The sequence below is a fragment of the Andreesenia angusta genome, from assembly GCF_001855385.1.
Lineage (GTDB): Bacteria > Bacillota > Clostridia > Tissierellales > Gottschalkiaceae > Andreesenia > Andreesenia angusta.
This window is the reverse complement of record NZ_MKIE01000016.1, coordinates 1-25,947: the sequence shown is the minus strand read 5'-3', so window position 1 is coordinate 25,947 and position 25,947 is coordinate 1. Positions and strand designations below refer to the sequence as shown.

Annotated in this window: 27 protein-coding genes and 1 rRNA gene; 27 read left to right on the top strand and 1 reads right to left on the bottom strand. The window is 43.2% G+C overall.

From position 1 onward, the window contains the following. From EUAN_RS12380 to yqeB, 21 genes are all read left to right on the top strand, one after another. Positions 1-146 (top strand): formate--tetrahydrofolate ligase (locus tag EUAN_RS12380; protein WP_143000717.1); only part of this gene is annotated, 146 nt, incomplete at its 5' end. Positions 147-277: 131 nt separating this feature from the next. Next, complete coding sequence (locus EUAN_RS11455) at positions 278-1,936, top strand: dihydroorotase (protein WP_071064620.1); 1,659 nt, start codon at positions 278-280, stop codon at positions 1,934-1,936. Positions 1,937-2,101: 165 nt separating this feature from the next. Beyond that, entirely contained in the window at positions 2,102-2,728 is a 627-nt protein-coding gene (locus tag EUAN_RS11450; protein ID WP_071064618.1) for a cysteine hydrolase family protein, read from the top strand. A gap of 163 nt (positions 2,729-2,891) precedes the next feature. Beyond that, positions 2,892-3,446, top strand: coding sequence for a UbiX family flavin prenyltransferase (locus EUAN_RS11445; protein WP_071064616.1), 555 nt, complete (start codon positions 2,892-2,894; stop codon positions 3,444-3,446). A gap of 28 nt (positions 3,447-3,474) precedes the next feature. Then, positions 3,475-4,848, top strand: coding sequence for a UbiD family decarboxylase (locus EUAN_RS11440; protein ID WP_097678083.1), 1,374 nt, complete (start codon positions 3,475-3,477; stop codon positions 4,846-4,848). Positions 4,849-4,867: 19 nt separating this feature from the next. Further along, on the top strand, positions 4,868-5,143 hold the full coding sequence (locus EUAN_RS11435) for a BMC domain-containing protein (protein ID WP_071064613.1): 276 nt from the start codon (positions 4,868-4,870) through the stop codon (positions 5,141-5,143). Between the two features lie 26 nt (positions 5,144-5,169). Then, on the top strand, positions 5,170-5,850 hold the full coding sequence (locus EUAN_RS11430; protein WP_071064610.1) for a hypothetical protein: 681 nt from the start codon (positions 5,170-5,172) through the stop codon (positions 5,848-5,850). A gap of 17 nt (positions 5,851-5,867) precedes the next feature. Continuing rightward, positions 5,868-6,287, top strand: coding sequence for a BMC domain-containing protein (locus EUAN_RS11425; protein ID WP_071064608.1), 420 nt, complete (start codon positions 5,868-5,870; stop codon positions 6,285-6,287). A 48-nt stretch (positions 6,288-6,335) separates the two neighbouring features. Further along, positions 6,336-6,611: a propanediol utilization microcompartment protein PduA gene (gene pduA / locus EUAN_RS11420; protein WP_071064607.1), complete on the top strand. Its 276-nt coding sequence runs from the start codon at positions 6,336-6,338 to the stop codon at positions 6,609-6,611. Between the two features lie 44 nt (positions 6,612-6,655). Beyond that, on the top strand, positions 6,656-7,483 hold the full coding sequence (locus EUAN_RS11415; RefSeq protein WP_071064606.1) for a hypothetical protein: 828 nt from the start codon (positions 6,656-6,658) through the stop codon (positions 7,481-7,483). A gap of 15 nt (positions 7,484-7,498) precedes the next feature. Further along, the gene (locus EUAN_RS11410; RefSeq protein WP_071064605.1) at positions 7,499-7,786 is read left to right on the top strand and encodes a EutN/CcmL family microcompartment protein; all 288 of its coding nucleotides are present in this window, start codon (positions 7,499-7,501) and stop codon (positions 7,784-7,786) included. A gap of 22 nt (positions 7,787-7,808) precedes the next feature. After that, positions 7,809-9,623, top strand: coding sequence for an adenine deaminase (locus EUAN_RS11405; RefSeq protein WP_211266361.1), 1,815 nt, complete (start codon positions 7,809-7,811; stop codon positions 9,621-9,623). Positions 9,624-10,006: 383 nt separating this feature from the next. Further along, positions 10,007-10,864 carry an FAD binding domain-containing protein gene (locus EUAN_RS11400; protein WP_084655920.1) on the top strand — a complete coding sequence of 286 codons (858 nt, stop codon included), beginning with the start codon at positions 10,007-10,009 and terminating at the stop codon, positions 10,862-10,864. Positions 10,865-10,885: 21 nt separating this feature from the next. Further along, positions 10,886-11,359, top strand: coding sequence for a (2Fe-2S)-binding protein (locus tag EUAN_RS11395; protein ID WP_071064604.1), 474 nt, complete (start codon positions 10,886-10,888; stop codon positions 11,357-11,359). Continuing rightward, positions 11,360-12,610 carry a xanthine dehydrogenase family protein molybdopterin-binding subunit gene (locus EUAN_RS12995; protein WP_071064602.1) on the top strand — a complete coding sequence of 417 codons (1,251 nt, stop codon included), beginning with the start codon at positions 11,360-11,362 and terminating at the stop codon, positions 12,608-12,610. A gap of 13 nt (positions 12,611-12,623) precedes the next feature. After that, positions 12,624-13,613, top strand: a complete 990-nt coding sequence (locus EUAN_RS12990) for a xanthine dehydrogenase family protein molybdopterin-binding subunit (protein WP_071064600.1) — start codon at positions 12,624-12,626, stop codon at positions 13,611-13,613. Positions 13,614-13,634: 21 nt separating this feature from the next. After that, positions 13,635-15,350, top strand: coding sequence for an adenine deaminase (gene ade / locus EUAN_RS11380; RefSeq protein WP_084655919.1), 1,716 nt, complete (start codon positions 13,635-13,637; stop codon positions 15,348-15,350). Positions 15,351-15,439: 89 nt separating this feature from the next. Beyond that, entirely contained in the window at positions 15,440-16,462 is a 1,023-nt protein-coding gene (locus EUAN_RS11375) for a molybdopterin-binding protein (RefSeq protein ID WP_071064596.1), read from the top strand. A gap of 8 nt (positions 16,463-16,470) precedes the next feature. Next, positions 16,471-17,220, top strand: coding sequence for a selenium cofactor biosynthesis protein YqeC (yqeC, locus tag EUAN_RS11370; protein WP_169817387.1), 750 nt, complete (start codon positions 16,471-16,473; stop codon positions 17,218-17,220). Continuing rightward, positions 17,214-17,789 carry a nucleotidyltransferase family protein gene (locus EUAN_RS11365; protein ID WP_071064592.1) on the top strand — a complete coding sequence of 192 codons (576 nt, stop codon included), beginning with the start codon at positions 17,214-17,216 and terminating at the stop codon, positions 17,787-17,789. Before yqeC ends, EUAN_RS11365 begins: the two co-directional genes overlap by 7 nt. Positions 17,790-17,791: 2 nt before the next feature. After that, complete coding sequence (gene yqeB / locus EUAN_RS11360) at positions 17,792-18,592, top strand: selenium-dependent molybdenum cofactor biosynthesis protein YqeB (RefSeq protein ID WP_071064590.1); 801 nt, start codon at positions 17,792-17,794, stop codon at positions 18,590-18,592. A gap of 65 nt (positions 18,593-18,657) precedes the next feature. Here yqeB and hcp read toward each other — a convergent pair whose 3' ends face one another. Beyond that, positions 18,658-20,289: a hydroxylamine reductase gene (gene hcp, locus EUAN_RS11355; protein WP_071064588.1), complete on the bottom strand. Its 1,632-nt coding sequence runs from the start codon at positions 20,287-20,289 to the stop codon at positions 18,658-18,660. A 196-nt stretch (positions 20,290-20,485) separates the two neighbouring features. Between hcp and wrbA the strand changes: the two genes are divergently transcribed. The 6 genes from wrbA to EUAN_RS11325 form a co-directional block, all read left to right on the top strand. Beyond that, complete coding sequence (wrbA, locus tag EUAN_RS11350) at positions 20,486-21,097, top strand: NAD(P)H:quinone oxidoreductase (RefSeq protein ID WP_071064587.1); 612 nt, start codon at positions 20,486-20,488, stop codon at positions 21,095-21,097. 295 nt (positions 21,098-21,392) lie between these two features. Then, entirely contained in the window at positions 21,393-22,883 is a 1,491-nt protein-coding gene (locus EUAN_RS11345; protein WP_169817386.1) for a YjiH family protein, read from the top strand. 87 nt (positions 22,884-22,970) lie between these two features. After that, the gene (locus EUAN_RS11340) at positions 22,971-23,753 is read left to right on the top strand and encodes an XdhC family protein (RefSeq protein ID WP_084655917.1); all 783 of its coding nucleotides are present in this window, start codon (positions 22,971-22,973) and stop codon (positions 23,751-23,753) included. A 41-nt stretch (positions 23,754-23,794) separates the two neighbouring features. Next, positions 23,795-24,940 carry an aminotransferase class V-fold PLP-dependent enzyme gene (locus EUAN_RS11335; RefSeq protein WP_071064586.1) on the top strand — a complete coding sequence of 382 codons (1,146 nt, stop codon included), beginning with the start codon at positions 23,795-23,797 and terminating at the stop codon, positions 24,938-24,940. Positions 24,941-24,967: 27 nt separating this feature from the next. Next, on the top strand, positions 24,968-25,498 hold the full coding sequence (locus tag EUAN_RS11330) for a DUF4446 family protein (RefSeq protein ID WP_071064585.1): 531 nt from the start codon (positions 24,968-24,970) through the stop codon (positions 25,496-25,498). Positions 25,499-25,831: 333 nt separating this feature from the next. After that, a 16S ribosomal RNA gene (locus EUAN_RS11325) occupies positions 25,832-25,947 on the top strand; the annotation flags it as partial.

The following is a 25,947-nucleotide window of genomic DNA, read 5'->3' as shown; positions in this document are numbered from 1 at the left end:
CAATAAGAGGACTAGAGCTTGCAGCAGGAGCAGGATTCATAGTAGCTCTTACAGGAGACATAATGAGAATGCCAGGACTTCCAAAGGTACCAGCAGCGGAGAGAATGGACGTACTTGAGTCTGGAGAAATAGTAGGACTATTCTAGTCTGAAACCACAGATTTAAAGTTAATGGCTGAAGGCGTAAGCCTTCAGTTCATATAAATATTTTAAAGCAAGAGGTTATATGTTAAGAGGCACAAAAAAGTGTCAAAACAAAATTAGGAGGCGTAATAAGAATGTACGATCTAATTATCAAAAATGCAAAGATACCTCAAGGTGACGAAACAGTAATGACAAACATACTGGTTCTAGAAGAGAAGATAGCAGGATTTGTTGACAGTACTCACGGTGCGCAGGCTAAAGAAGTTATAGACGCAGAAGGCCATTTGGTTTTCCCTGGATTCATGGACTCACATACACACATAATGTACCATGGATTCGGACACAGAGAGAACTGGGTAACTGGATCAGCTGCAGCTGTAAGAGGTGGTATATCTACTATAATAGACATGCCATGTTGTACAGTTCCATCTACAAGAACAGTTAAGCAACTAGAGCTTAAAATAGACATAGCTAACGCTCAAACAGTAGTAGACTATGGTCTATGGGGAGGAGTTACTGGAGAAGACGTAAGAGAAGGTTGGATGCACAACGTTCAGGAGCAAGCAGACTTCGGAGTAGTTGCATTCAAAGTTTACATGACTCCATCAGTTCCAACTTATCCAAGAGTTACTGACCCTGAAATGCTAGAGTGTTTCAAAGAAGTTGCTAAGACTGGTCTTCCAATAGGTATTCATGCAGAGAACTTTGCTATGTGTGACTTCTATGTTAAGAAGTTCCAAGCAGACGGAAGAATGGACGGCCCAGCTTGGTCAGAAGCTAGAAACGAGCTTGCTGAGAAAGTTGCTATAGAGCTAGGAATCAGCTTTGCAGAAGCTACTGGAGCTAGACTTCACATAGTTCACATGAGTACAGGAATAGGAGCTAAGCTTATAGGAGAGGCTAAGAAGAGAGGAATAAACGCTACTTCTGAGTCATGCCCACACTACTTAACTCTTAACTACCAAGATGCAATGACTAAGCACGGAGCTTGTGCTAAAATAGCGCCTCCAATCAGAACTTCAGGAGACAACGAAGAGCATTGGGAAGGACTAAGAAACGGAAGCATAGACTTCATGGCTACAGACCATGCTCCTTACGAGCTAGAGTCTGAGAAGACAAGTGAAGGAACAACTATATGGAATGCATTCCCTGGAATCCCAGGAACTGAGACTATGGCTCCGATCATAATATCAGAGGGACTAAACAAAGGAAGACTTTCACTTAGCAGAACTGTAGAAGTACTTGCTACTAACGCAGCTAAGCACTACGGTCTATATCCTAAGAAGGGTGCTATGATGGTAGGATCAGACGCAGACTTCGCTATAGTTGACCTTAGCAAAGAGTGGACAATAGATCCTAAGACTCAAGCTTCTATGTGTGGATACACTCCACTTGAGGGAATGAAGCTTAAGGGAAGAATAATCAAGACTATAATCCGTGGAACTCTAGTGTTCGACGATGCACAAGAAGGAGTTCTTCCAACTCTTACTGATGCAGAACTAGACAAGATAGTTCACAACTTCCCAGAGGGATGTGCAGAGAAGTTTGCTGATATATTCGAGCAATTCCCTGAGCTAGCATCTGCTGAGTACGACAGAAGTTACAGAAAGCTTCATCCAGAGAAGATAAACGAAGATATAAGAAGAATCAAGGGAATCATGGTTAAGCCAGGATTCGGTAAGTTCGTTAAGAGACAGAGCATACAAGTTCTTCCTAAAACAATAACTTACAACACTACAACTCCTACAGGAGTTAACAGAAGAGAAAGAGAAGACCTTCCAGAATTCAGATAGAAATGACAAATGCCCAAAAAAAGTTTTCACATTAGGGAACAGGGTATAAGTTCAATATAAACAAACAAAAGGTTAGATTTCAGACGGCACTATACAGTGCACGGTGTAGTGCCGTCTGCTTAAAAATAAAAATTTTAATTTTAAAATCCAAGGAGGAAACACAATATGAGTAATCAACACAGATATGGTATAATAGTAATCGACATGCTTAACGACTTTATAGGAGAGAAAGCTCCACTTAGATGTCCAGGAGGAGAGGAAATAGTTCCTAACCTACAAAAGCTTTTCAAATGGGTAAGAGAGAGAAACGCTGGAGGAAAAGACGACGTTCAACTAATCCACATCCAAGAAGCACACAGAAAGAACGACGCTGACTTCAGAGTTAGACCAGTACACGCTATAAAAGGATCATGGGGATCAGACTTCATAAAAGAGCTTTACCCAGAAGGAGAAGAGTACACTATACCTAAGAGAAGACACTCTTCATTCTGGCACACAGACCTAGACCTATACCTAAGAGAAGAGAGCCTAGACACAGTTGTTGTTACTGGAGTTTGGACTAACGTATGTGTTAGATCAACTGCAGCTGACGCACTTGCACTAGCTTACAGAGTTATAACTCTTAGCGACGGAGTACACTCTAAGGACCAAGCTCAGCACGAGCACGGACTAGTTGACCTAAGCATATTCACTAAGGTTATGACTATAGACGAGTTCACTTCAGCTATAGACGCTGGAATAGATGCATGGGCAGGAGCTGGAGACCAAGAAAACAAAGTTGGAGAGAAGTAAGAATCTGGCTTAAAACAATTAAAAATGACTACTTTCCCTTAGTGGGAGAGTAGTCATTAATAAATAGTACAAACAGAATGGGCCGTCTTCAGATAGTAAAGACGACTTTTTTATACTTAAAGACAGAATTAAAGACAATAGCACCAGAAAGTGAGGAAAAACGATGAGAGTAGTTGTAGGTATTTCTGGTGGTAGTGGTTCAATATATGGAGTTGCACTCTTGAAAGTGCTTCAAGAGCTGGGAGTAGAGACACATCTAGTTGTGTCTACACTAGGAGAGTATGTGACAGAGCATGAATGTGACATAAACTTAGAAGAGCTTAAGAGCCTTGCAACTTACTACCACGAAAATAAGGATTTAGCTGCGCCTATAGCGAGTGGATCTTTCTTGACAGACGCTATGGTGATAGTTCCTTGCTCAATGAAGACAATATCTGCTGTTGCTAATGGATTATCAGACAATTTGCTGACGAGAGCTGCAGATGTAACCATTAAAGAGAACAGAAAGCTTATAGTTGTACCTAGAGAGACTCCATTGAGTTCTATTCACCTAGAAAACATGTTGAAGCTTTCTAGAACAGGAGTGACGGTACTGCCTGCCTCTCCAGGATTTTACAGTCATCCAGAATCAATAGGAGATATGGTTAGCTCCATAGTGGCCAGAATACTGGATCAGATGAGAATAGAACACAATCTAATTCCAAGATGGGGAGAATAAAACAATATCTTCGAAAGGAGGGAACTTTGTGGGAGCACAAATGTTAAGAGCTGTTATGGACAAGCTTAGAAGATCTGGAGACCTTATGGAGTGTAATACTCCTGTAGACGCTAAGTTTGAACTAGGAGCTGTACTAAGATACTTTGAAAACGAAAAACCAATGATTTTTAACAACGTTAAAGGATATGACATGCCACTTATAGGGGCATTATACGGAAACCGTAGAATATACTACGATCTAATGGGTGTAAACACTGAAAACAGACTATACAGGTTTATGGATGCAATAGCAAACCCTCAGCCTTATAAAATAGTGAGCAGTGGGCCTATAAAAGAGAATCTGATAAGCGGAAGAGCTGTGGACATACCTAAGATACTTCCTTCACCGACTTCTCATGAGCATGATTCAGGAGCTTTTATAACTGCTGGAATGATGATAATAAAGGACGACGAGACAGGTGAGTATCACATGGCTGTACGTAGATTCCAGGTCAGAGGCGGAAACATAATAAACACTCTTGTATCTAGACACTCGCCTAGGCTACGTGCGCAGATAGAGAGATATGCCAAGATGAACAAGCCACTTGAGTGTGCTGTAGTTCTTGGATACGATGAGACTTTCCTTTTAGCTTCGCAGATAAGCTCGTCAAGATACGGAATAGACAAGTTCGAGGTGGACTCTGCTCTTAGAGGTGAGCCACTAGAGCTTACAAAGTGTAGCACTATAGATGTACTTGTACCAGCTCAGGCTGAAATGGTTTTAGAGGGACATATAGTTCCAGGAAGATATGAAGTTGAAGGACCTTTTGGAGAGCTTATGGGCTACTACGGTGAGTCAGAGCCAGTTCCAGTTATGGAAGTGACTGCGATAAGCCATAGAAACAACCCTGTATTCCAGCACGCCTTCCCATGTAGAGAAGAGCATTTCTCTAATGGACTTATAAGAGAAGTTGAAGTCTTCAATGCAGTAAACAACCTAGTGGAGTGTAATGACGTCAACATAACTATAGGTGGTGGATGCAGACTTCACGCTATAGTATCTATAAACAAGAAAAAGGCTGGAGATCCGAAGACAGCTATACTTGGAGCGCTTTCTAGCGGATATGATATAAAGCACGTTGTAGTAGTCGATGGAGACATAGACATATACAACACTAAGAGCGTTGAACTTGCACTTGCTTCAAGAGTTCAAGCTTCTAAGGACGTTGTTATTATACCGGATGCACTAGGCTCAGCATTGGAAGCATCTCACACTTACAGAGGAGTCTCTGATAAGATGGGAATAGATGCAACTAAACCACTTGATGATGAGGAAGGTCTTTATAATATGGCTATAATCCCAGGATATGAGGGAGAGCTGGATATAGAGAAGTACTTCCCAGGAATTAAAAATAGAAAATAGATAAAGGTGGTAGAGCAATATGAGACAAGCACTAGGTTCGGTTGAAACTAGAAGTCTAGTAGCTGCAATTCAGGCTGCAGATACTATGGTTAAATCGGCAGATGTTCATATCGTAGACCTAAACATAGTTGGTTCAGCTGTTGTGGCTGCCATAGTTACAGGCGAAGTAGCTGCTGTAAAAGCAGCAGTTGAAAATGCGGCTGAAACTGCGGGACAGCTAGGAGAGATTGTAGCGACAAATGTAATAGCAAGACCTCATGACGAGGTAGATAAATTATTAGATGTATTACTATAATAAATAGCTAAATGGTGGTGAAAAAAATGGCTAACCCATTAGCAAGAGTAGTTATGAAGAATATTGTGAGCAAGAAGGGTGTAGCAGTTAACAAGAGACCGAGCACCTCTACAAGAGAGCTTAACTTGAGCGCTAAAGAGGACGATATCTTGAAAAGTATATTAAACAAAGGTCAAAAGAATGTGACTATAGAGACACTTAGCTCTCTAAGCCCTAAAAAGCCTGCTTCCAGCTCGAATTATACGCCTAAGCCATCATCTAATGGAGTCGCGGAATCTAAGGGACTAGGAGCACTTAAGACACTAGATGCGCTTTCAATGGCAGCTAAGCCTTCAAGTTCAGCAAACTCGAGTAAAGCTGGATTTGGAGCTAAGTCTAGCTACGGAAAGCAGCTAAACTCAGCCAAGAGTGGCGGGGTGAAAGCTGTAAGCATAGAGTCACTAGCTTCTGGAAAAGGCGACAGCCAAGTGACAGTTGCTCCGAGCTCTAAAAGAACGGAGTCAGCCGTAGATGGAAGACAGCAAGGCGGAATGATGTCTTTAAGTCAACTAGCTGGAGATAAGGTTAATTCATCTTCAAACGATGTTAAACCTCAAAATAGTGAAAATGTCAAGACATCTGTTAGAGGAAATGTCATGGGAAGTTTGAGCGACTATATACCGAAAGTGACATTGGACTCTATAGGAAAGAAAGGTTCTCTATTTTAGAGCAGGAGGTGTAATTAATGAGAGCAGCACTAGGAATTATTGAAGCTATAGGGCTTACTACAGCAGTCAGCGCTCTAGATGCGGCATGCAAGGCTGCAGAGGTAGAGCTAGTAGGTTTTGACAAAGTAATCGGAGTGAACAAGAGCATAAGTGTGACAATTCATATTGCTGGAGAAGTTGCGGCAGTTAGGGCGGCAGTTGATGCAGGTGTTGAAGCGGCTATGAGAGTAGGAGACGTTTCGGCAAGTCATGTAATCCCAAGACCTCATGATGAAATAGACAAGCTTATGAAGGAATTCAAGAAAAACTTAGAGGCTAAAAAAGCTGAGAAAGCTGAAGCTTCTAAACCGGAAGCAAAGCAGGATTCAAAGCCAGCAACTAAAAAGCCAGCAGCCAACGAAGAGAAGGTAGAGGCTCAGGCCCAAGCTGGAAAATAAAAATATTTGATTTTAATGTGATAGAACACTATTAAGGAGGAATTTAAAATGAGTCAAGCACTAGGAATGATAGAAACTAAAGGTCTAACAGGAGCTATTGAAGCAGCAGATGCAATGGTAAAGGCAGCTAATGTAAACCTAATAGGATACGAGAAAATAGGATTCGGACTAGTTACAGTTATGGTAAGAGGAGATGTAGGTGCAGTTAAGGCGGCTACAGATGCAGGAGCAGAAGCAGCTAGAAACGTTGGAGAGCTAGTTTCAGTTCACGTAATCCCAAGACCACACTCAGAAGTTGAAAGAGTTCTACTAAAGAGCGAGTAATAAAAATAAAGGCGGTTTAGACCGCACCTTAGAGGTGTTGGAGTATGAAGAAGTACAGTCTGACAAGTGATGTCATAGACGAGCTAGTTCATAAGATAAGCAAAGGCAGGCCTGTTAAGGCTGATGTTTTAAAGCCTAGCTTTAACTCCAGTAACTCGCATATACTAGTCGTGTTTACTGGAACGGACTATGGACTTAATGAAAGGCTGGCAGAGCTCATAAATGCGAAAAAGAATTACGGATTTTCATATGACATAGGATTTTCTTTCAGTGGAGCCATGGTAATAGGGGAAAAGGGGATAGAAGAGATAATAAAATCGCTAAACCCTAGAAATGTATACTATGAAGAAGACCAGCTCATTTTCGAGAAGGTTATATCAGGTGTGGAGGGAGTAATCGTTCCGATGTCGACTCAGGACACGGTTTCAAAACTTGCAACTGGTATACAGGACAGCTTCATATCTACACTCCTCTGGCAGACGATATGGAGAGGGAAACCTGTGCTTATGGATTTTGAAGACGTAGTCCACTACAAGGGAACAGAGTCTAAGTCTGAAGGACAGAGAAGGATATTAGAGAGAAACATATCTGAAGTCATAGGCTTAGGTGTAGTTGAAGTCAGAAAAGAAGACTATGTAGTAGGGATGCTCAATGAGTTTAAAAATGCCAACATAGAGATGGAAAGCAGCAGAAGCTCAGTTTCTGCGAAGAGCATAGATATTAGAACAGATATCCCTAAGATATTGACATCAAAAGATCTTTTAGATTTAGTTGGAGACAAGAAGAGCTTTAAAGTACCTAGTACTACTATAGTTACTCCTCTAGCTATAGATACAGCTAAAGAAAAGGGAATTGAGATAATAAAAGAGTAATGAGGAGAGAACAGCATGCTAATAGGAAGAGTCATAGGAACTTTAGTTGCAACTAGAAAAGATGACAGTTTAGTGGGATCAAAGCTCATGATAACTCAACCACTTGACATAGACTATAAGCCCGTAGGAGACCCGTTTATAGCTGTTGACACAGTAGGGGCAGGTATAGGCGAGACTATAATCTATGCCGAAGGCACAGCGTCTAGAAATGCAGCGGGGAAACCGGATGCGGCTATAGATGCAGCCATAATAGGGATAGTAGACAATCTAGATGTCTACAAAGACGTACTAGAAAAGCAGTAGATTTTGAAAGGAGGCGTACAGTTTGTTAAAGCCAGAAAGTGTAAAACAAGCAATTGATTACAGACAGATAATAGACGTATTGATGGCAGACGATAGATTTGCTGATTTAGTTCTATACGGAGGAAACGTAGTAAACGTTATAACTAAAGAGATATACACAGCTGATATAGCTGTAAAAGGAGACTATATAGCTCTAGTGGGTGACTGCGAAAGCCTTATAGGAGAGAAGACTACAGTAGTAGACGTAAGAGGAAAATACCTTACTCCAGGATTCATAGACTCTCACATGCACTTCGAGAGCGCTATGCTTACAATAACTGAGTTCTCTAAGCTATCTATACCAACAGGAACTACTACTCTAATGGCAGACCCACATGAGATAGGAAACGCATTGGGATCAGTAGCTATGAAGGCTATGGCAGATGAGTGCAACCATGTACCTAACTACGTTAGACTACAGGTTCCAGCCCTTACCCCAGATGCTCCAAAGCTAGAGACAGCAGGAGTTGAAGTAAACTCTAAAGACATGGAAGACCTTCTAAACTATCCAAACATAAACGGTATAGGAGAGCTTCAAGGATTTTCACTAGCTAAGCACGTTTACAAGCACACTCCAGAGATAATAGACGACCTACTAGCGTCGACTACTTATGCTAAGAGCATAGGAAAGCCAGTTGACGGTAATGCGCCGGAGCTTTTCGGAGCAGAGCTAGCGGCTCATATAGTGGCTTGTGGAGGAAACTGTTCTTGCCACGAGACTACTACAAAAGCTGAGTGTATAGAGAAGATAAGACAAGGTGTTTACGTGTTCATGAGAGAAGGATCTACTCAGAGAAACATGGCAGAGTGTATAAAAGCTGTAACTGAGGAAGGACTTGACTCAAGAAGACTTATCCTAGTTTCAGACGACATGGTTCCAACAGATCTTGAAACAGCAGGACATATGAACGACCTTATAAGAAGAACTATAAGAGAAGGTGTAGACCCTGTAGAAGCTATACAGATGGCTACTATAAACCCAGCTACTTATTGGGGATTCAAAGACAGAGGAGCACTTCTTCCAGGAAAAGTTGCTGACATAGCTGTTATAGACGACCTAAACGAGATGACAGTAGCTGCTGTATTTATAAAAGGAAAGCTTATGGCTTCTCAAGGTAAGATGGTAGTGGAGATACCAAGCTACACTTACCCAGATACAGTTAAGAACTCTGTAAAGATAAAGCATGTAACAGAAGCGGACCTTGAAATAAACGCTGACGGAAGCACTGCTACAGTTAGATATATCCAAGCTATACCAGACCAGAACCTTACTGGAACAGGTGAAGCTCAGACTACTGTAAACCGTGGAATAGTTCAACCTGATTTAAGCCAAGACCTTGTTTACCTAGGATGTATGGAGAGATACGGACATCACGGAAGCATAGGTAAGTGTATGGTTAAAGGGTTCGGACTTAAGCAAGGTGCTGTTGCACAGTCGATAGCACATGACACTCACAACATCACTTATATAGGTGCAAACCTAAAAGACATAGCTATAGCTATAAACAGAGTAGCTGAAATAGGCGGAGGTCTTGTACTAGTAAACAACGGAAGAGTAGTTGACGAACTAGCACTTCCAGTCGGAGGTCTTATGACTGACGAAATGACAGGATCAGAAGTTGGACAAAAAGTTGCAGATCTTGAGAACATGTTCAAGACACAACTTGGCGGATCGCTTCACGCACCTTTCATGCACCTTTCATTCCTAGCGCTTTCTACAAGCCCAGAGTGGAAGATAACTGACCAAGGACTAGTAGACGTAAACAACTTCGAAGTACTAGACCCTGTAGTTAGATAATAGAGTAAAAAATAAAAGGCCCCGCATCTTATGCGGGGCCTTTGTTACGTCAACTGTGCAATCTTTCTAACAAAAAAATAATATACATAGTTTGCATAGAAAAGCGAAAATATATTTGCTATAATTATGTCAAAGACAAGGGCCCCTGATAAAAGGGGGCCTTTAAAAGAACTCTGTGAAAACGTTTACAGCATAGTTCGAAGTTTAGGCAACACAGGGTTTGGGTAAAAGCAGAGTAAATCACAAGAAATATGGAGCAGGCTGTATGCAGTACAGCGGAAGGTATAGTTTTCGGAATAGTTTTTTATGTAAAATAAAATCTCTATCTCCTAGGGGATAGGGATTTATAAATTATAAAAGAGGTTTAAAGAGGAGGACCTGATATGAAGATTAAATCATTCAAGGCTAATAATTTGAGCGAAGCGTTAGATTTTCTAGATGAATATAAGGACAGAGCTAAACTGATAGCTGGCGGGACAGATATAGTCATAGAGCTGAAAAACAAGGAGATATCGCCTGAAGCTATGATAGATATATCTGATGTAGTTGAGATAAGGGACATAAAGGAGGAAAATGGCAACTACAGAGTAGGTGCAGGAGTTACATTTTCTGAGATAGTGTGTTCAGACCTGTTTGACGAAAGGATGGCGGGACTTGTAGATGCGGCTCACTCTGTTGGATCACCCCAGATAAGGAACACCGGAACTGTAGGAGGCAACATCTGCAATGGATCTCCGGCGGCAGACACTGTGCCACCACTGCTTGCATTAGGGGCTGCGGCTGTAATAGTTTCAAAGTCAGGAGAGAGAGAGATAGAGCTTAAAGACATGTTCCTAGACAAGGGGAAAGTGGATTTAAAGCCAGGAGAGATGCTTAAAGAAGTGGTTTTCAAAAAGCCAGAGCAAGGAGAAGCTGTATCTTTCAGCAAGCTGGGCCTTAGAAAAGCGCTTGCGATATCTAGAATATGTACAGCAGTCTATATTAAAGCTGATGGCGGAAAGATAGTCGAAGCCAGAATAGGAAATGGAGCGCTTGGTAGATATGGGATGAGGGAAGATGAAGTTGAATCTAAACTTAAAAACAAGCCGCTAAGCGACAGCACTATAAATGAGAGCGTCTTAGATATGGAGAAAGCCATAAAGGAGAGGCTTGCAGGCAGGTCATCTGTGGAGTTCAAGGGAGAAGCTGTTAAGGGAATATACAGAGATGCACTGACTAAAGCTGTAGAATCTTTAAAATAGAGAACTAGGAGGAGAAGCAATATGACAACAGTTAATTTGAATGTAAATGGAAAAGACTATTCCGTGGAAGTAGATGGATCGACTAGACTGCTAGATCTACTGAGAGACTCGCTAGGACTTACTGGGACTAAAGAAGGCTGCGGTGAAGGTGAGTGCGGGGCATGCACTGTAATAATGGACGGAGAGATAGTTGACTCGTGCCTTGTGTTGGCGTTTCAATGCGAGGGCAAAGAGATAATAACTATAGAAGGAGTTCAAAATGGGGACATACTTCATCCGGCCCAGAAGGCGTTTATAGAAAAAGGAGCTGTTCAATGCGGGTTCTGCATTCCAGGTATGGTACTAGCTACGAAGGCCATAATAGATAAAAATGAAGAACCTACAGATGACGAGATAAGAGAAGGGCTTTCAGGAAATCTCTGTAGATGTACAGGATACAACAAGATGGTAGAGGCAGTGCATAGAGCTGTGGAGATAAATAAGGAGGCGAAGTAAATGTACAGTAGTGTAGGAAAAAGAGAGTTCAGGGTTGACGCGGAGTCCAAGGTAACAGGAAAAGCCATCTACCCTCAAGACATATATATGGACGGGATGCTGCACGGAAAGACATTTAGATCTTCTGTTCCACATGCCCGTATAAAGGTAGATGTTTCAGAGGCCGAAGCTATAGAGGGCGTAGTGAAGGTGTTTACAGCTAAGGATATCACAGGGGAAAACTACCATGGGGTTCTCTTTAAAGACCACGAGGTGTTTTGCGAGAAGAAAGTCAGAAGGATAGGCGATCCGATAGCTTTTGTGGTGGCAGAAACTCCTGAAATAGCGGAAGAGGCCCTTAAGAAGATAGTTGTCGAGTATGACGAAATAGAGGGAGTTTTCGATCCTGTAAAAGCCATGGAAGAGGGTGCTCCTCAGGTTCATGACGGACAGAACAATGCAGTTTATCACTATAAGATCAGAAAAGGCGATGTAGAGGAAGGCTTCGCCAAGTCCGATGTTATAGTGGAAAAAGAGTACAGAACTGGCATGGTGGATCATGCATTTCTTCAGCCAGAGGCAGGTATCTCTTATATGGAAGGAGATAAGGTAGTTGTATGCGTATCTACACAGTATCCTCACTTTGACAGAATAGAGGTGGCAGAGGCACTGGGCATTCCTGAAGAGCAGGTAAGAATACTGAACCCAGCAATCGGAGGTGCTTTTGGAGGAAGAGAGGATATAACTATGCAGATACATCTGGCATTGGCGTCCCGCACACTTAAAAAGCCTGTAAAGAGCATATACGACAGAGAGGAGTCTTTTTTGGCCCACTCAAAGAGGCATGCATTTATAATGAAGTACAAGACAGGAGCGACTTCAGATGGGAAATTGCTGGCTACTGAAGTGACGATAATCGGAGACACAGGAGCCTATGCATCTTGGGTCTGCAACGTGCTCAGAAAAGGTGGAGTTCACGCTACAGGTCCGTATGAAGTTCCGAACGTAAAAGTGGACTCTTACGGTGTATATACAAACAACCCATTCGCAGGAGCTATGAGAGGATTCGGGGCTACACAGCCACCAGTGGCCTACGAGCAGCAGATGGATATAATAGCGGAAAAGCTAGGGATGGATCCTATAGAGTTCAGAATGAAGAATATATTCAGAAAAGGATCTATAACAGCTACAGGACAAGAGCTCTATGAGAGTGTGACAGCAGTTGAATGTTTAGAGGCAGTTGCTAGCAAAATAAATAAAAACAACAGATAGGCGGTGTAGAGATATGAAGAAGAGAGGAATTGGATACGGCTGCACTTTTTATGGAACAGGGTACGGCAACGGATTTCCTGACGTATCGGTGGCAGAGGCGGAGCTTAACAGCGACGGTAAAATAAATGTATATGTGGGAGCGACGGAATGCGGCCAGGGTTCAGACACTATAATGAGACAGATAGCAGCGGAGTCTTTCGGGTCGAGCGTGGAGATAATAAACTACTACAGCACTGATACAGATATAATGAAGGACTCTGGAACTGCAGCAGCCAGCAGGCAGACTTACAATACAGGAAATGCACTTAGACTTGCCTCGGAAAAGCTAAAGGACAGGGTTATAGAAAAAGCCAAAGACCTACTAAACCTCAACACTACAGTTGGACTGAAGATAGAGAATGGAGAGGTATTCCTGAACTCGTTCAAGGCTACAAAAATAAGCCTTTCAGAGATAGCAAGTTCGCTTGGGGACGAAAAGCTGAGAGAAGAGGCTACTTTTGTGGCACACTCTACAGAGATGGATGAAGAGACAGGACAAGGATGTCCTTACTGGCCGTATACTTTTGGAGCTGCGGCTGTAGAGGTAGAAGTGGACACCGAGACTGGCAAAGTGGACATAATAAGGGCAGCTTCTGCACAGGACGTAGGCAGGGCCATAAATCCAGAGCTAGTGGAAGGCCAGATGGACGGCGGATTTGCAATGGGATATGGATATGCAGTATTTGAAGATCTGAATCTGAAAAACGGAAAGATAGTCAACAACAGGTTTACAAACTACTTGATTCCAACAGCGATGGACATGCCAGAGCTTGAGAAGATAATAATAGAGGACCCAGAGTCTACAGGTCCATACGGTGCAAAGGGAATAGGAGAGCCTGTTATGACTTATGTAGCTCCCGCTATACTGAACGCCATATACGACGCAACAGGTGTCAGAATGACAGAGATACCTGTTACGCCAGAGAGGCTTTTAAAGGCGCTTAAGGAGTCGGAGACGAAATAAGCTAAAGAGGGGCTGATCTTCTTGGGAAATAAAAAGAGACTTATAGATATTGCAGCAGGGAGAGAAAGAGCGGACAGGGTGCTTAAAAACTGCAAGGTGATAAGCGTTTTTACAAACGAGATAATAGAGGGAGATATAGCTATAGCTGATGGTGTCATCGCAGGCGTTGGAAGCTACGAAGGGGCAGAAGAAGTGGACTTAAATGGCAAATATGTATCGCCTTCTTTTGTAGACGGTCATGTGCATATAGAGTCATCCATGGTTTCACCGTACCAGTTTTCCAAGCAGATAGTGCCTAGAGGTACTACAGCTATAGTAGCTGATCCACATGAAATAGCCAATGTGGCAGGGCTTGCGGGGATAGAGTATATACTAGATGCCACAGAGGATATTCCGCTGGATGCCTATGTGATGCTTCCATCCTGCGTGCCATCTACAGAGCACGAGACTTCAGGGGCAGTTCTAAAAGCAGAGGACTTGAATAAACTTATAGCTCACCCCAGAGTACTTGGGCTAGGCGAGCTTATGGACTTTGTGGGGGTTGTGAACGGGAACCAGGATATCGTGGACAAGATATCGATAGCAGAGGGGAAGATAATAGATGGACATGGACCCCTCATAAAAGACAGAGAGCTGAACGCCTATGTGGCTGCGGGAGCTAAGACAGAGCACGAGTGCTCTACGCTAGAGGAGATGAAGGATAGGCTCAGGAGGGGAATGTATATACAGATCCGAGAGGGAACAGCAGCTAGAAACCTAGTGGAGCTTGTAAAAGGCTTGGACAAAGACAATCTCAGAAGGTGTATATTCTGCACAGACGACAAGCATCCAGAGGATTTAATCCACACAGGTCATATAGACAACAACGTAAGACTAGCCATAGAAAACGGGCTAGATCCAATAGACGCTATAAAGATGGCATCTCTTAACCCATCCGAGTGCTACGGACTAATTGGAAGAGGTGCTATAGCTCCAGGCTACAAGGCAGACCTGATAGTCTTCTCAGACTTAAAGGACATAAGAGTGGAGAAGGTCTATAAAGATGGAGTCCTGTCTGCGGAAGACGGAAAGCTCTTAGGAGAGTATGAAGAACATTTGGATGAGAGGACTCTTTCAAAGGTTATAATTGAGGACTATACAGAAGACATGGTTGACCTCAAGCTTAGGACTGGAGATGTAAACGTCATAAAGCTGATAGACCACAGTCTAGTCACAAGTCTTGCGGAAAGAAAAGTAGATGTAAAAGACGGAAGTTTTGTGTATAATAAAGAAGAGGATATATCCAAGCTGGTGCTGGTCGAGAGGCATACAGGGAAGTCGACGACTTTTGTGGCACTGCTTGAAGGGTATGGAATCGAGAACGGGGCTATAGGGACTACGATAGCTCATGACAGCCACAATATAATAGTAGCCGGAGACAACGACAGAGATATAGTGAACTGCATAAACCATATAAAGCTTATGGGCGGAGGCATAGCTATTTCGAGTGGCGGCGAGATTGAAGACTGTCTAGAGCTGAAAATCGGGGGACTTATGTCCACTGAAGACATAGAAACTGTAAACGATAAGCTCACAGCTATGATGAAGATAGCGAGAGGGCACAAAGTCAACGAAGGAGTAGATCCGTTTATGACACTATCTTTCTTAGCGCTTCCGGTGATACCGGATGTAAAGATAACAGATAAGGGACTGTTTGATGTAGTTGAATTTAAATTCATAGATATAAATAGGGTTTAGAGAAGAGTGGGGCTTTGTTAATAATTTAATTATTAATAAGGCCTCATTTTCGATAATAGGGGAAATAAACTTTTCAACGGAGGAAAGATATGAAGAAGAAGATGAATGTAGAAGACAGCGTAGGATCAGTGTTGGCATACGACCTTACAAAGATAGTACCTGGAGAGTTCAAAGGTGCCGCTTTCAGGAAAGGCCATATAATAAGGCCGGAAGACGTAGAGGCGATGAAAAAAATGGGCAAATACCATATATACGCCATAGAGCTTGGAGAAGACGAAATGCACGAAAACGAGGCTTCCCAGTTTATAGCCGAGCGTGTGACAGGGGACGGGATAAGCTTTACAGAGCCAAACGAAGGAAAGGTGTCGCTTGTTTCGAAGCACAGAGGCGTGCTCAAGATAAACGTGGAGGCGCTAGAGGAAGTAAACGACATAGACATGGTAATCTTTTCGACTATGCACAACAACAGCCTTGTGGAAGAGGGGACAACTGTTGCTGGAACGAGGATAATCCCGCTGACTATAAAAAGCGAGTACCTAGAGAAATTGAGAGACCTTGAAGAGAAGTACGGCAAGATAATAGAGGTAGTGCCGTTAGAGAAGCTGAACTGCGGAATAGTTGTAACTGGAACAGAGGTGTTCGAAGGGCTTATAACCGACAAGTTCGGGCCAGTGCTCGAGCAGAAGATAAGAGAGCTCGGGGGTAACTACCTTGAGACGAGATTCTCCAGAGACGACGTGGAGAGCATAAAGACAGAGCTGGACTATTTCCTGAAAAATGGCGCCGACCTGGTGCTTGTATCGGGGGGAATGTCTGTAGATGCTGACGATGTAACGCCTATAGCTATAAGAGAGACTGTAGACGAAGTGGTCAGCTATGGTTCGCCAGTGCTTCCTGGAGCTATGTTTATGATGGGATACAGGGGAGATGCAACGGTACTTGGGATTCCGGCATGCGGGATGTTCCACAGAATCACGGTGCTAGACCTTGTGCTCCCTAGGGTATTTATAGGCGAGAAGATGAGCAGAAGAGATATAAGCAAACTTGGACACGGAGGGCTTTGCCTAGGCTGTAAGGTCTGTACTTATCCTGTATGTCCATTTGGAAAGTAGGTGGTATTTTGGAACTATACAGAGCATTAGATATGGATTTAGACACATGGGAAGTCGTATCTGTAGTAGGCGGAGGTGGGAAGACTTCGGCTATGTTCACACTTGCCAGAGAGCTAAGCGAGATGGGCAGAAGAGTACTCGTCACTACCACTACGGCCATAATGATGCCGGAAAGAGAGCAGTACGATGTGTTCTTGAACCTCTCAAACGAGGGGGATATAGACAAGCTGTTTGAGTCTGAGCCTGGAACTGTGACTGTGCTTATAGGCAATTTCATAAGAGAAGATAAGCTGAAAGGGATAGACGAGGAGCTTGTGGACAAGATATACGAGAGATGCTATTTCGACAATATAATAGTTGAAGCTGACGGCTCTAGGATGAAGCCAATAAAGGCTCCGAGGGAAGACGAGCCACTCCTCCCAAGCGTGACCAAGAAGCTGGTTGGGGTCATAGGCCTTGACGCTCTTGGAAAACCTGTGGACGAGGAGACTGTTCATAGAGTGGAGATATTTAGGAGTATAACAGATAGTGAGGAAGGACAGTCGATAGACGAGGAGACGGTGTCTAGGCTGGTGATTCACGATAAAGGGCTTTTTAAAGGCGGAGAACTTATGGAGAGATATTTGCTTTTAAATAAAGCTGACAGTGAAGAGCTTAAGGCTGAAGCTAGAGAGATAGCAAAGCTTGTAGAAGGCAGGAATGAAATAAAGGGAATTATAATAGCCAGCCTTAAAAGCGGAGATATATTGAAGTGGTAAGCTGCATACTGATGGCGTCCGGGCACTCCAGAAGGCTTGGAAGAGACAAGCTGTTTGTGGAGTACAGGGGCAAGACACTTTTAGAGACTACAATAGAGAGGCTTGTAAAAGCCGGGCTAGATGAAATAATAATTGTATATAGAGATAGAAGAGCGCTTGAGATAGCTGAGAGATACAGTCTAGTGGCCGTATACAACGAAAACTCCGAGCTAGGGCAGAGCGAATCCATAAGGCTTGGAATAAAAAGTGCAGATGCAAACGCAGACGGGTATATGTTTAGCGTGGTAGACCAGCCTTTTATGGAGGTGCAGACAGTCGAGGATTTGCTTGAGCTGTTTAAAAAAGGCGAAGACAAGATAGTGGCTCCAGTCTGCAAGGGAAGGAGAGGTAACCCTGTTATCTTTCCTACGGATCTGAAAGGGGAACTGCTGGCGCTAGAGGGAGATACAGGAGGAAAAACCGTAATAGAGAATCACCTAGACAGGGTGAATTACTTGGAAGTCGAAGAGCTAGAGCTTTTTGATATAGATAGAGAGTCAGATTTAGACGCTTTAAACAGGAGGGGATAGATATGAGAGAAGTTGTAGTAGTAAGAGGAGCAGGGGATCTAGCCACAGGGGTAGGCTATAGGCTCCACAGATGCGGGTTCAAGGTGCTTATGCTTGAGATAGAGAATCCACTTGTGATAAGAAGGACGGTTTCCTACGCCCAATCGGTTTACGACGGAGAGATAGTGATAAACGGGGTGAAAGGTGTAAGTGTTTCAAGCCGAGGTGAGATAGAGAGCGCCTGGGAAAGAGAGGAGATACCTGTGCTTGTAGATGAAAGAGCGGGGATAATCTCAGAGCTCAAGCCAAAGGTAGTCGTAGATGCTATACTTGCCAAGAAAAACCTTGGAACGAATATAGATATGGCTGACATAGTCGTAGCTATGGGGCCGGGGTTCACAGCTGGAGTAGACGTAGACGCAGTTGTGGAGACAAAGAGGGGCCATTACTTGGGGTCGGTGATACTTGAAGGCACGGCGATTCCCAATACAGGAGTACCAGGACTTATAGGAGGGTACGACAAGGAGAGAGTCATACACTCTCCGGCGACCGGAAAGATAGAGCATATATCCAAGATTGGAGATAGAGTAGAGGCTGGACAGACCATAGCCAAAATAGGAGATACAGATGTTGTGGTGGAGATAGCTGGAGTACTGAGGGGACTTATACAAGAGGGACTGGAAGTTCAGACTGGACTCAAAATAGCGGATGTAGACCCTAGAGGGGAAGTGGAGCACTGCTTTAGCATATCGGACAAGGCGCGTTCCATAGCAGGGGGAGTTCTAGAGGCTATAATGTACAAGCTGTATAGAGAGAAAAAATGATCAAGTGAAAAAACCACGAAATCAAGTCGCATGACTTGGCTTCGTGGTTTTTTATTGCAGAGAAACTAGTTTCCGATAAAGAGCTTTAAATCGTCTTCGACAGTCCCGATTCCTGAGAGCCCGAAGTTTTCCACTATCACCTTGGCTACGTTAGGGGAGAGGAATCCAGGCAGTGTAGGCCCTAGGTGTATGTTCTTAATGCCAAGTGAAAGCAGCGCCAACAGCACTATTACGGCTTTCTGCTCATACCAGGCTATGTTGTAGACTATAGGCAGATCGTTTATATCCTCTAGCCCAAAGATCTCCTGCAGCTTCATGGCTATGACAGCAAGCGAATAGGAGTCGTTGCACTGTCCAGCGTCTAGAACTCTAGGTATTCCGCCTATATCTCCTAGCCCAAGCTTGTTGTACCTGTACTTTGCACACCCAGCAGTCAAGATCACAGTGTCGTCTGGAAGTGCTTTTGCAAACTCAGTGTAGTACTCCCTCGACTTGAGCCTTCCGTCGCAGCCCGCCATTACAAAGAACTTCTTGATGGCGCCAGACTTCACAGCTTCAACTACTTTGTCCGCAAGCGCCACCACTTGAGAATGGGCGAACCCTCCGACTATACTTCCAGTCTCTATCCCCTCAGGAGAGTCTAGCGACTTGGCCATCTCTATTACGGCGGAGAAGTCTTTTTTTCCGTCTATGCCCGAAACTATATGTCCACAGCCTGGGTAACCAGCGGCACCTGTTGTGAAGATTCTGCCTCTGACTTCCTCGCTTCTAGGTGGGACTATGCAGTTCGTAGTGAAGAGTATAGGGCCTTTGAAGCTCTCGAACTCCGCAACTTGATTCCACCAAGAACCACCGTAGTTTCCGGCCAGATTGTCGTATTTCTTGAAAGCCGGGTAGTAGTGGGCAGGGAGCATCTCTGAGTGAGTATATACGTCTACTCCTGTTCCTTTTGTCTGCTCAAGCAGCTGTTCTAGATCCGTGAGGTCGTGACCAGATATGAGTATTCCCGGATTATTTCTGACCCCAATATTGACTTCCGTTATTTCAGGATCTCCATACATAGCGGTGTTGGCACTGTCTAGAAGCGCCATGGCAGTGACACCAGTCTGCCCTGTCTCCATAGTAAGACCCACTAGATCGTCTACAGAGAGAGAGTCGTCTAGCGTTGAATTCAGTGCCCTATAGATAAAGCTGTATATGTTTTCGTCTTCTTTTCCCGCGTGCAGCGCATGGTGGGAATAAGCGGCGAGACCTTTGATTCCATAAGTAACTAGCTCTCTAAGAGACCTCACATCTTCGTTTTCCGTAGAGAGCACTCCTACAGAAGAGGCTTTCTGGAGCATGGATTCTAGACTGCTCACCTCAAAAATGGCTGCATCGTGGAACTCCTCTGCGGGAGTATCGCCTCTAAGGGAATCTCTTATAGAGATCAGCGTCTTTATCTTAGAAGATATGGCTTCATCGTCGAAATTTGCATTTGTGATAGTTGTGAAAAGGCCGCCCAGCACGGCATGGTTTACCTCGGGAATATAAGTAGGCGACAGCTCTTTTAGAGAAACTATATTGGCTATGCCCTTTAAAGTGTATATCAAAAGGTCTTGCAGCTTTGCAGTTTGCTCTTCTTTTCCGCAAACTCCCTTGACTGTGCACCCAGAATTTCTAACTGTCTCTTGACATTGATAACAGAACATACTCATTTTTAAAACCTCCTATAATTTAAACGGTATAAGGAGTATGGAGTGTAACTTCTTTCCATACAGATGATTGATACCCTTAGATATTTTGGCCAAACAGGAAGAAAACAGGGAAGGATAGTTTGGATTCAAAAACACAGGGGTATATCTTAGATACAAACTAATACATTAGAACCAGGAAAATAGGGAGGAATCAAATATGGGAAAAGTCAAATTGGCGGTTGTTTACTACAGCAAGACAGGAATCAACACTCAGCTTGCGAAATGGGCTGCGGAAGCGGCTGAGGAAGCAGGAGCAGAGGTAAGGCTGCTAAAAGTGCAAGAGCTTGCACCGCAGTCGGTCATAGACTCTGATCCAGGCTGGAAGTCGAATCAAGAAGCTACAGTTGAAATACCAGAGGCAAGCTCTTCGGATCTAGACTGGGCAGATGCAGTCATATTCAGCAGCCCTACAAGGTTTGGGGCGATGGCTTCGCAGATGAAGCAGTTTCTGGATATACAGGGAGGGCTTTGGGCCGAAGGGAAGCTTGCAAACAAAGTGGTCAGCGCCATGAGCTCGGCTCAGAATCCGCATGGAGGACAAGAGGCCACAGTGAAGAACATATATACGGTTATGATGCACTGGGGTGCCATAATAGCATCACCTGGATATACAGATGCATCGGTTTTCAAGGCAGGTGGAAATCCTTATGGAACCACAGTTACACAGGGTCAAGACGGCAAGATGGTAGAAGATGTAGAGGATGCTGTAAAGCATCAAGCCAAGAGGACTGTAGAAGTGGCATCTTGGATAAAAGCAGGAAGAAACTAAATCTAACTTTGAAGCGATATGCAATGGGCATATCGCTTTTTTATATGATTTTATATAAAATTTTGTAAAAAATTCATATATTGAAAAATATTCAGACTTTCAAGCTATATTTACACCAAATCTAAATATAGAGTTGGTGAATAAGAACAGCGCTATGTATAAAATAATTTTTGAAACGGCTATTTCCCAAGGAAAGACTGAGATAAGCAAAAAACTTTTAAAAGAATTGGTGAGTTTGGCACAGTTATTGCATTTATTTAATATTACAAACAAAAATAAAAAGGAGGAATTTAAAATGGAAACGTTTACAAGCAAGACAGCCGTAAATCCCGATATTGAGTCAGGCAATATGAGCCGGGAAGAATTAAGTCAACTAGATTTAAGTGATCCTAAGATTTTAGATTCTATCGTACTTGGAAAGCAAGAGTACGCAAAGGGGATTCTGATGTCGCTCGTATTTACTGCAATAGCCATATTCGTATTCTTTGTACCGATAACTTTCAATGGGAAGTCTGGACAGATACCGTTTGGAATTATATACAATACGGTACAGGGCATACTGGGAAATGTAGGGCTTGGAATAGTAGCTCTTGTGATTACAGGAAATGCATTGGCGAGCATATACGGAAAGTACGTTGCTAAAGAAGGAAAGATATACGACTATTACAGTAACGATTCAAGCTTTCATCCAATTCTCTACTCTGTTGGAGCTATTTTTATAGTCACATTCTTCTTGAACACGGTATTCGGAATAGCGGCCCCTGAGATGATAATAGGCGAGAGGACTGGCCAGATGGTAATACCTCCAGTTGTATACGGAGTAGCTTGCATAATCTTAGTGGGAGCTATATTTGTTCCGTTCCTTATAGACTACGGTTTCATAGATTTTCTTGGGATAATACTTGAGCCGCTTATGAGGCCACTCTTCAAGACACCTGGAAAGAGTGCGGTAGATGCTGTAGCTTCCTTTGTAGGATCTGCCTCTATGGCCGTGATAATAACCAGCAGGATGTACAAGTCAAACAACTACACAGAGCGGGAGTCAAGCGTTGTGGCCACATGTTTCAGTGCCGTAAGTGTGGGATATGCGATGCTCATGATAGGCACGGCGGGACTGGGGGAAAAGTTTGCACTCGTATACTTCTCAGCCTTTGTGATGGCCTTTATAATAGCTGGAATTATGACGAGAATACCTCCGCTCTCTAGAAAAGCAGATAAGTACTACAACGGCAGACTTCAGACCGAAGAGGAAAGGCAAGAGGCAAAGCTGAAGATAGGCCCTTCCATGGTGAAAGTCGGCGTAAGCAGGGCTGCAAAAAGAGCATATATCTCTGGGAACATACTTGGAAGGATCAAAGAGAGTGTGGCGGATGGAGTAAAGGTAATACCTAAGGTGATAACACTTCTCTGCGCAGTTGGAACAACAGGAATGATACTGCTAGAGTACACTGAGATATTTACTTGGATAGGTTATGCATTCTATCCATTGCTAAAACTTCTGAACATACCTGACGCAATACATGTAGGACCATCTATGATAGCAGGCATAACAGATCCGTTTTTACCTATACTTGTGATAGCCGACAAAGTCAGCATAATGTCTGAAGCTTCAAGATATTTCATATGCGTAGTTGCCATGGTTCAAATCATATATGTGGCAGAAACAGCTGTAGTTATAATAACTACAGGACTGAAACTTAAATTCAAGGAGCTTATGGTGATATTCCTTGAGAGGACTATTATAGCGATGTTTATAGGCGCGCTGTTTATGCATATCATTTTTTAAAGACTTAAAAAAAATACACCTAAAAAGCCAATTTAATTAGCTTTTTAGGTGTATTTTTTGTGCTAAAATTACCTCAGGGGTGATTTCATGATAATGGAGGAAAATGTACTTAAAAGACTTGGGGAAAGAGTCCAGCGAGGAGAGAAAGCCGCTCTTGCCATAGTTACAGAGGTGAGAGGTTCGACTCCTGGAAGGCCGGGTATTATGATGGCTGTGTTTGAAAACGGAGACACCATAGGAACAGTAGGGGGCGGACAGATTGAGCTTGAAGCTACTTACAGAGCAATTGAGTGTATACAAAATGGAGAGAGTAGAAGCTTCACTTTTGAGCTTGAAAATAGAGAGACAGGATCTGAAATGTTCTGTGGTGGGGGCTCTACCATATTTATAAGGAGCTTCGTTCCAAAGCCAAGGCTTGTAATAGTTGGAGCAGGACATGTTGCATATGAACTAAGCAAAGTTGCATCTACACAGAGCTTCGAAGTGGACATATTCGACAGCAGAGAAGAGCTTTGCAACAGAGATCGGTTTCCGAATGCCAGAAAGTTATATCAGGAGGATCCAGCTGTAGCTCTTGGAGAAATAGAGATGGATCTGAACACATACGTGGTCATAGCTGGCCCGAACCATATCTCAGATGAAAAGTCTTTAGAGGCTGTTCTTGGAAGAGGGGCAAGGTATGTAGGCATGTTGGGAAGTAAAAAGAAGATGGAAAAGATAGTGGAGCACATACTGGAAAGGGGAGGGAGCAAAGCAGAGCTAGATAAAGTCCATACACCTATAGGAATAGACGTGGGAAGCAATGTCCCTTCAGAGTTGGCTGTGGGAATAATGGCTGAGATTTTGAGAGTTAAAAACACGGTTCTGTGATATAATTCTGTTTGGAACTATACTTATATGGAGGTAATGCTATGATTTACTTAGATAATGCGGCCACAACATTTCCAAAGCCTGAAGAAGTCTACGCGAGAGTCAGCGAGGTCATGAGATTTCATGGAGCTAACCCAGGAAGGTCAGGACACAGCATGGCGCTGGAAGCTGGCAGAATAATATATAACTCCAGGGAAGTTGTAGCTAAGTTTTTCAATATAAAAAACCCTATGCAGGTGGTCTTCACCTCGAATGCCACAGAAGCTTTAAACATAGGGATAAAGGGAGTGCTCGAGCAAGGAGATCATGCGATTACTTCTTCGATGGAGCATAACTCGGTCTTGAGACCACTCAAGGCGCTAGAGAAAAAGGGAATAATAGAGCTTACAATAGTGGACTGCAACAAGAGCGGGGAAATTTCGGTCTCAGATATAGAAAGAGCCATAAAGGACAACACCAAACTCATAGTGACTACACATGCCTCTAATGTAACAGGAACGATATTTCCTATAGAGGAGATAGCTAAACTGTCGAAGTCTAGAGGAATACTCTATATGGTAGATGCTGCTCAGACAGCAGGTGTGTACAGCATAGATGTAGAGAAATCAGGGATAGACATGCTGGCGTTTGCAGGCCATAAGAGTCTGTTGGGGCCTCAAGGTACTGGTGGAATATACATAAGAGAGGGATTGCACCTGGATACGCTGAAAGAAGGCGGCACAGGTAGCAAGTCGGAGTCTCTTTATCAGCCGGAGATGATGCCAGACAGATTTGAGTCTGGAACTCCAAACACCCCGGGAATAGCTGGTCTGGCGGCAGGAATCGAGTTTATAAATAGCTATGGCATAGACAAGATAAGGACTCATGAAGAGGAGCTTACAAAGTATTTTATAGACAGCTTGAGCGAAATCGAAGGCGTGAAAATATACGGACCAAGGGATATCTCCAAGAGAGCGCCTGTCGTGTCCATAAACATCGGTGACGAGGACTCTTCAGAAGTTGGATATATAATGGATGAGGCGTTTGGTATAGGTATAAGGCCAGGCCTTCACTGCGCCCCGCTTGCACACAAGACAATAGGAACTTTTGAGCAGGGAACTGTGAGGTTCAGTTTCGGGCTGTTTACAAAAAAGGAAGAGTTGGACAGGGCTATAGAGGGGATAAAAGAGATAGTTAAAAGTATTTAAAATCCGGAATATGCAGGAGGATTATTTATGCAAGAAATTTTCAAAATATTATCAGCATACAACCTGGAGGTACTAGGTGGACTAGCGGTGTCTGTGCTGTTGCTCTTATTACTTGTACTGGCGAATAGCTTTAGGATAGCAAAGCTTAAAAAGAAGAATGAAAGCCTATTGAAGATACTGGAGTTTTCAGATGGAGAAGCTATGGAGAAATCTATACTAGAGGCGATTTCCTTTAGAGAGGACTTTGAATCAGAAATAGCCAGAATAAACTTAGAGATGAGTGAGATGAAAGAAGACCTCTCTAAATCTATTCAAAATGTAGGCTTTATAAGGTACAATGCCTTCGGAGATATGGGAAGCGACTTGAGCTTCTCGGTTGCACTACTAGATGAAAAGTACAGTGGTGTGGTTATAACAAGCATATACGCTAGAGAAGACAGCAATGTATATGCAAAGCCCGTAGTCAAAGGTGAGTCAGAGTACAAATTATCTGTAGAAGAGATACAGGCTATAGACAGAGCTAAAAAGACAAAAGTAGAAGGAGCCCTCAATTGCTAGGGCTCTTTAATTTATTTTCAAATTGATGTTGACGCAGGTGAAATATTATGATATATTATTTCAAGTCTTCACTTTGCAGAAATCTTGCAAGAAAGCTGAAGCAAAAAGATTTAAAAAAGAACAAAAAAGCTATTGACATCACGAACTGGTTGTGATATAGTAGATAAAGTAGTCAGCGGGGAACAAGTGCTGGCGACAATGAACTTTGAAAGTTGAACAGTAAAAAGCAAGTTAATTCCTTAAGATCGCCCGCAAGGGAGATCAAATTAACGGATGATCAGACATCCAAAAAAACTGAAAAAACAGTCAGCAAGACTGACCAAGATAAACTTTTTAAATGAGAGTTTGATCCTGGCTCAGGATGAACGCTGGCGGCGTGCTTAACACATGCAAGTCGAGCGAGAGAACTCGAAGGAAAACTTCGGTCGGAATTCGAATGATCTAGCGGC

What these genes read in the sequence shown, in the direction of transcription:
- pduA (WP_071064607.1), top strand. Translation starts at nt 6,336, where the DNA reads ATGAGTCAAGCACTAGGAATGATAGAAACTAAAGGTCTAACAGGAGCT.
- EUAN_RS11400 (WP_084655920.1), top strand. Translation starts at nt 10,007, where the DNA reads ATGAAGATTAAATCATTCAAGGCTAATAATTTGAGCGAAGCGTTAGAT.
- wrbA (WP_071064587.1), top strand. Translation starts at nt 20,486, where the DNA reads ATGGGAAAAGTCAAATTGGCGGTTGTTTACTACAGCAAGACAGGAATC.
- EUAN_RS11395 (WP_071064604.1), top strand. Translation starts at nt 10,886, where the DNA reads ATGACAACAGTTAATTTGAATGTAAATGGAAAAGACTATTCCGTGGAA.
- EUAN_RS12995 (WP_071064602.1), top strand. Translation starts at nt 11,360, where the DNA reads ATGTACAGTAGTGTAGGAAAAAGAGAGTTCAGGGTTGACGCGGAGTCC.
- EUAN_RS11340 (WP_084655917.1), top strand. Translation starts at nt 22,971, where the DNA reads ATGATAATGGAGGAAAATGTACTTAAAAGACTTGGGGAAAGAGTCCAG.
- EUAN_RS11445 (WP_071064616.1), top strand. Translation starts at nt 2,892, where the DNA reads ATGAGAGTAGTTGTAGGTATTTCTGGTGGTAGTGGTTCAATATATGGA.
- EUAN_RS11415 (WP_071064606.1), top strand. Translation starts at nt 6,656, where the DNA reads ATGAAGAAGTACAGTCTGACAAGTGATGTCATAGACGAGCTAGTTCAT.
- EUAN_RS11450 (WP_071064618.1), top strand. Translation starts at nt 2,102, where the DNA reads ATGAGTAATCAACACAGATATGGTATAATAGTAATCGACATGCTTAAC.
- EUAN_RS11425 (WP_071064608.1), top strand. Translation starts at nt 5,868, where the DNA reads ATGAGAGCAGCACTAGGAATTATTGAAGCTATAGGGCTTACTACAGCA.
- yqeB (WP_071064590.1), top strand. Translation starts at nt 17,792, where the DNA reads ATGAGAGAAGTTGTAGTAGTAAGAGGAGCAGGGGATCTAGCCACAGGG.
- EUAN_RS12990 (WP_071064600.1), top strand. Translation starts at nt 12,624, where the DNA reads ATGAAGAAGAGAGGAATTGGATACGGCTGCACTTTTTATGGAACAGGG.
- hcp (WP_071064588.1), bottom strand. Translation starts at nt 20,289, where the DNA reads ATGAGTATGTTCTGTTATCAATGTCAAGAGACAGTTAGAAATTCTGGG.
- EUAN_RS11435 (WP_071064613.1), top strand. Translation starts at nt 4,868, where the DNA reads ATGAGACAAGCACTAGGTTCGGTTGAAACTAGAAGTCTAGTAGCTGCA.
- EUAN_RS11345 (WP_169817386.1), top strand. Translation starts at nt 21,393, where the DNA reads ATGGAAACGTTTACAAGCAAGACAGCCGTAAATCCCGATATTGAGTCA.
- EUAN_RS11335 (WP_071064586.1), top strand. Translation starts at nt 23,795, where the DNA reads ATGATTTACTTAGATAATGCGGCCACAACATTTCCAAAGCCTGAAGAA.
- EUAN_RS11375 (WP_071064596.1), top strand. Translation starts at nt 15,440, where the DNA reads ATGAAGAAGAAGATGAATGTAGAAGACAGCGTAGGATCAGTGTTGGCA.
- EUAN_RS11430 (WP_071064610.1), top strand. Translation starts at nt 5,170, where the DNA reads ATGGCTAACCCATTAGCAAGAGTAGTTATGAAGAATATTGTGAGCAAG.
- EUAN_RS11455 (WP_071064620.1), top strand. Translation starts at nt 278, where the DNA reads ATGTACGATCTAATTATCAAAAATGCAAAGATACCTCAAGGTGACGAA.
- EUAN_RS11410 (WP_071064605.1), top strand. Translation starts at nt 7,499, where the DNA reads ATGCTAATAGGAAGAGTCATAGGAACTTTAGTTGCAACTAGAAAAGAT.
- EUAN_RS11330 (WP_071064585.1), top strand. Translation starts at nt 24,968, where the DNA reads ATGCAAGAAATTTTCAAAATATTATCAGCATACAACCTGGAGGTACTA.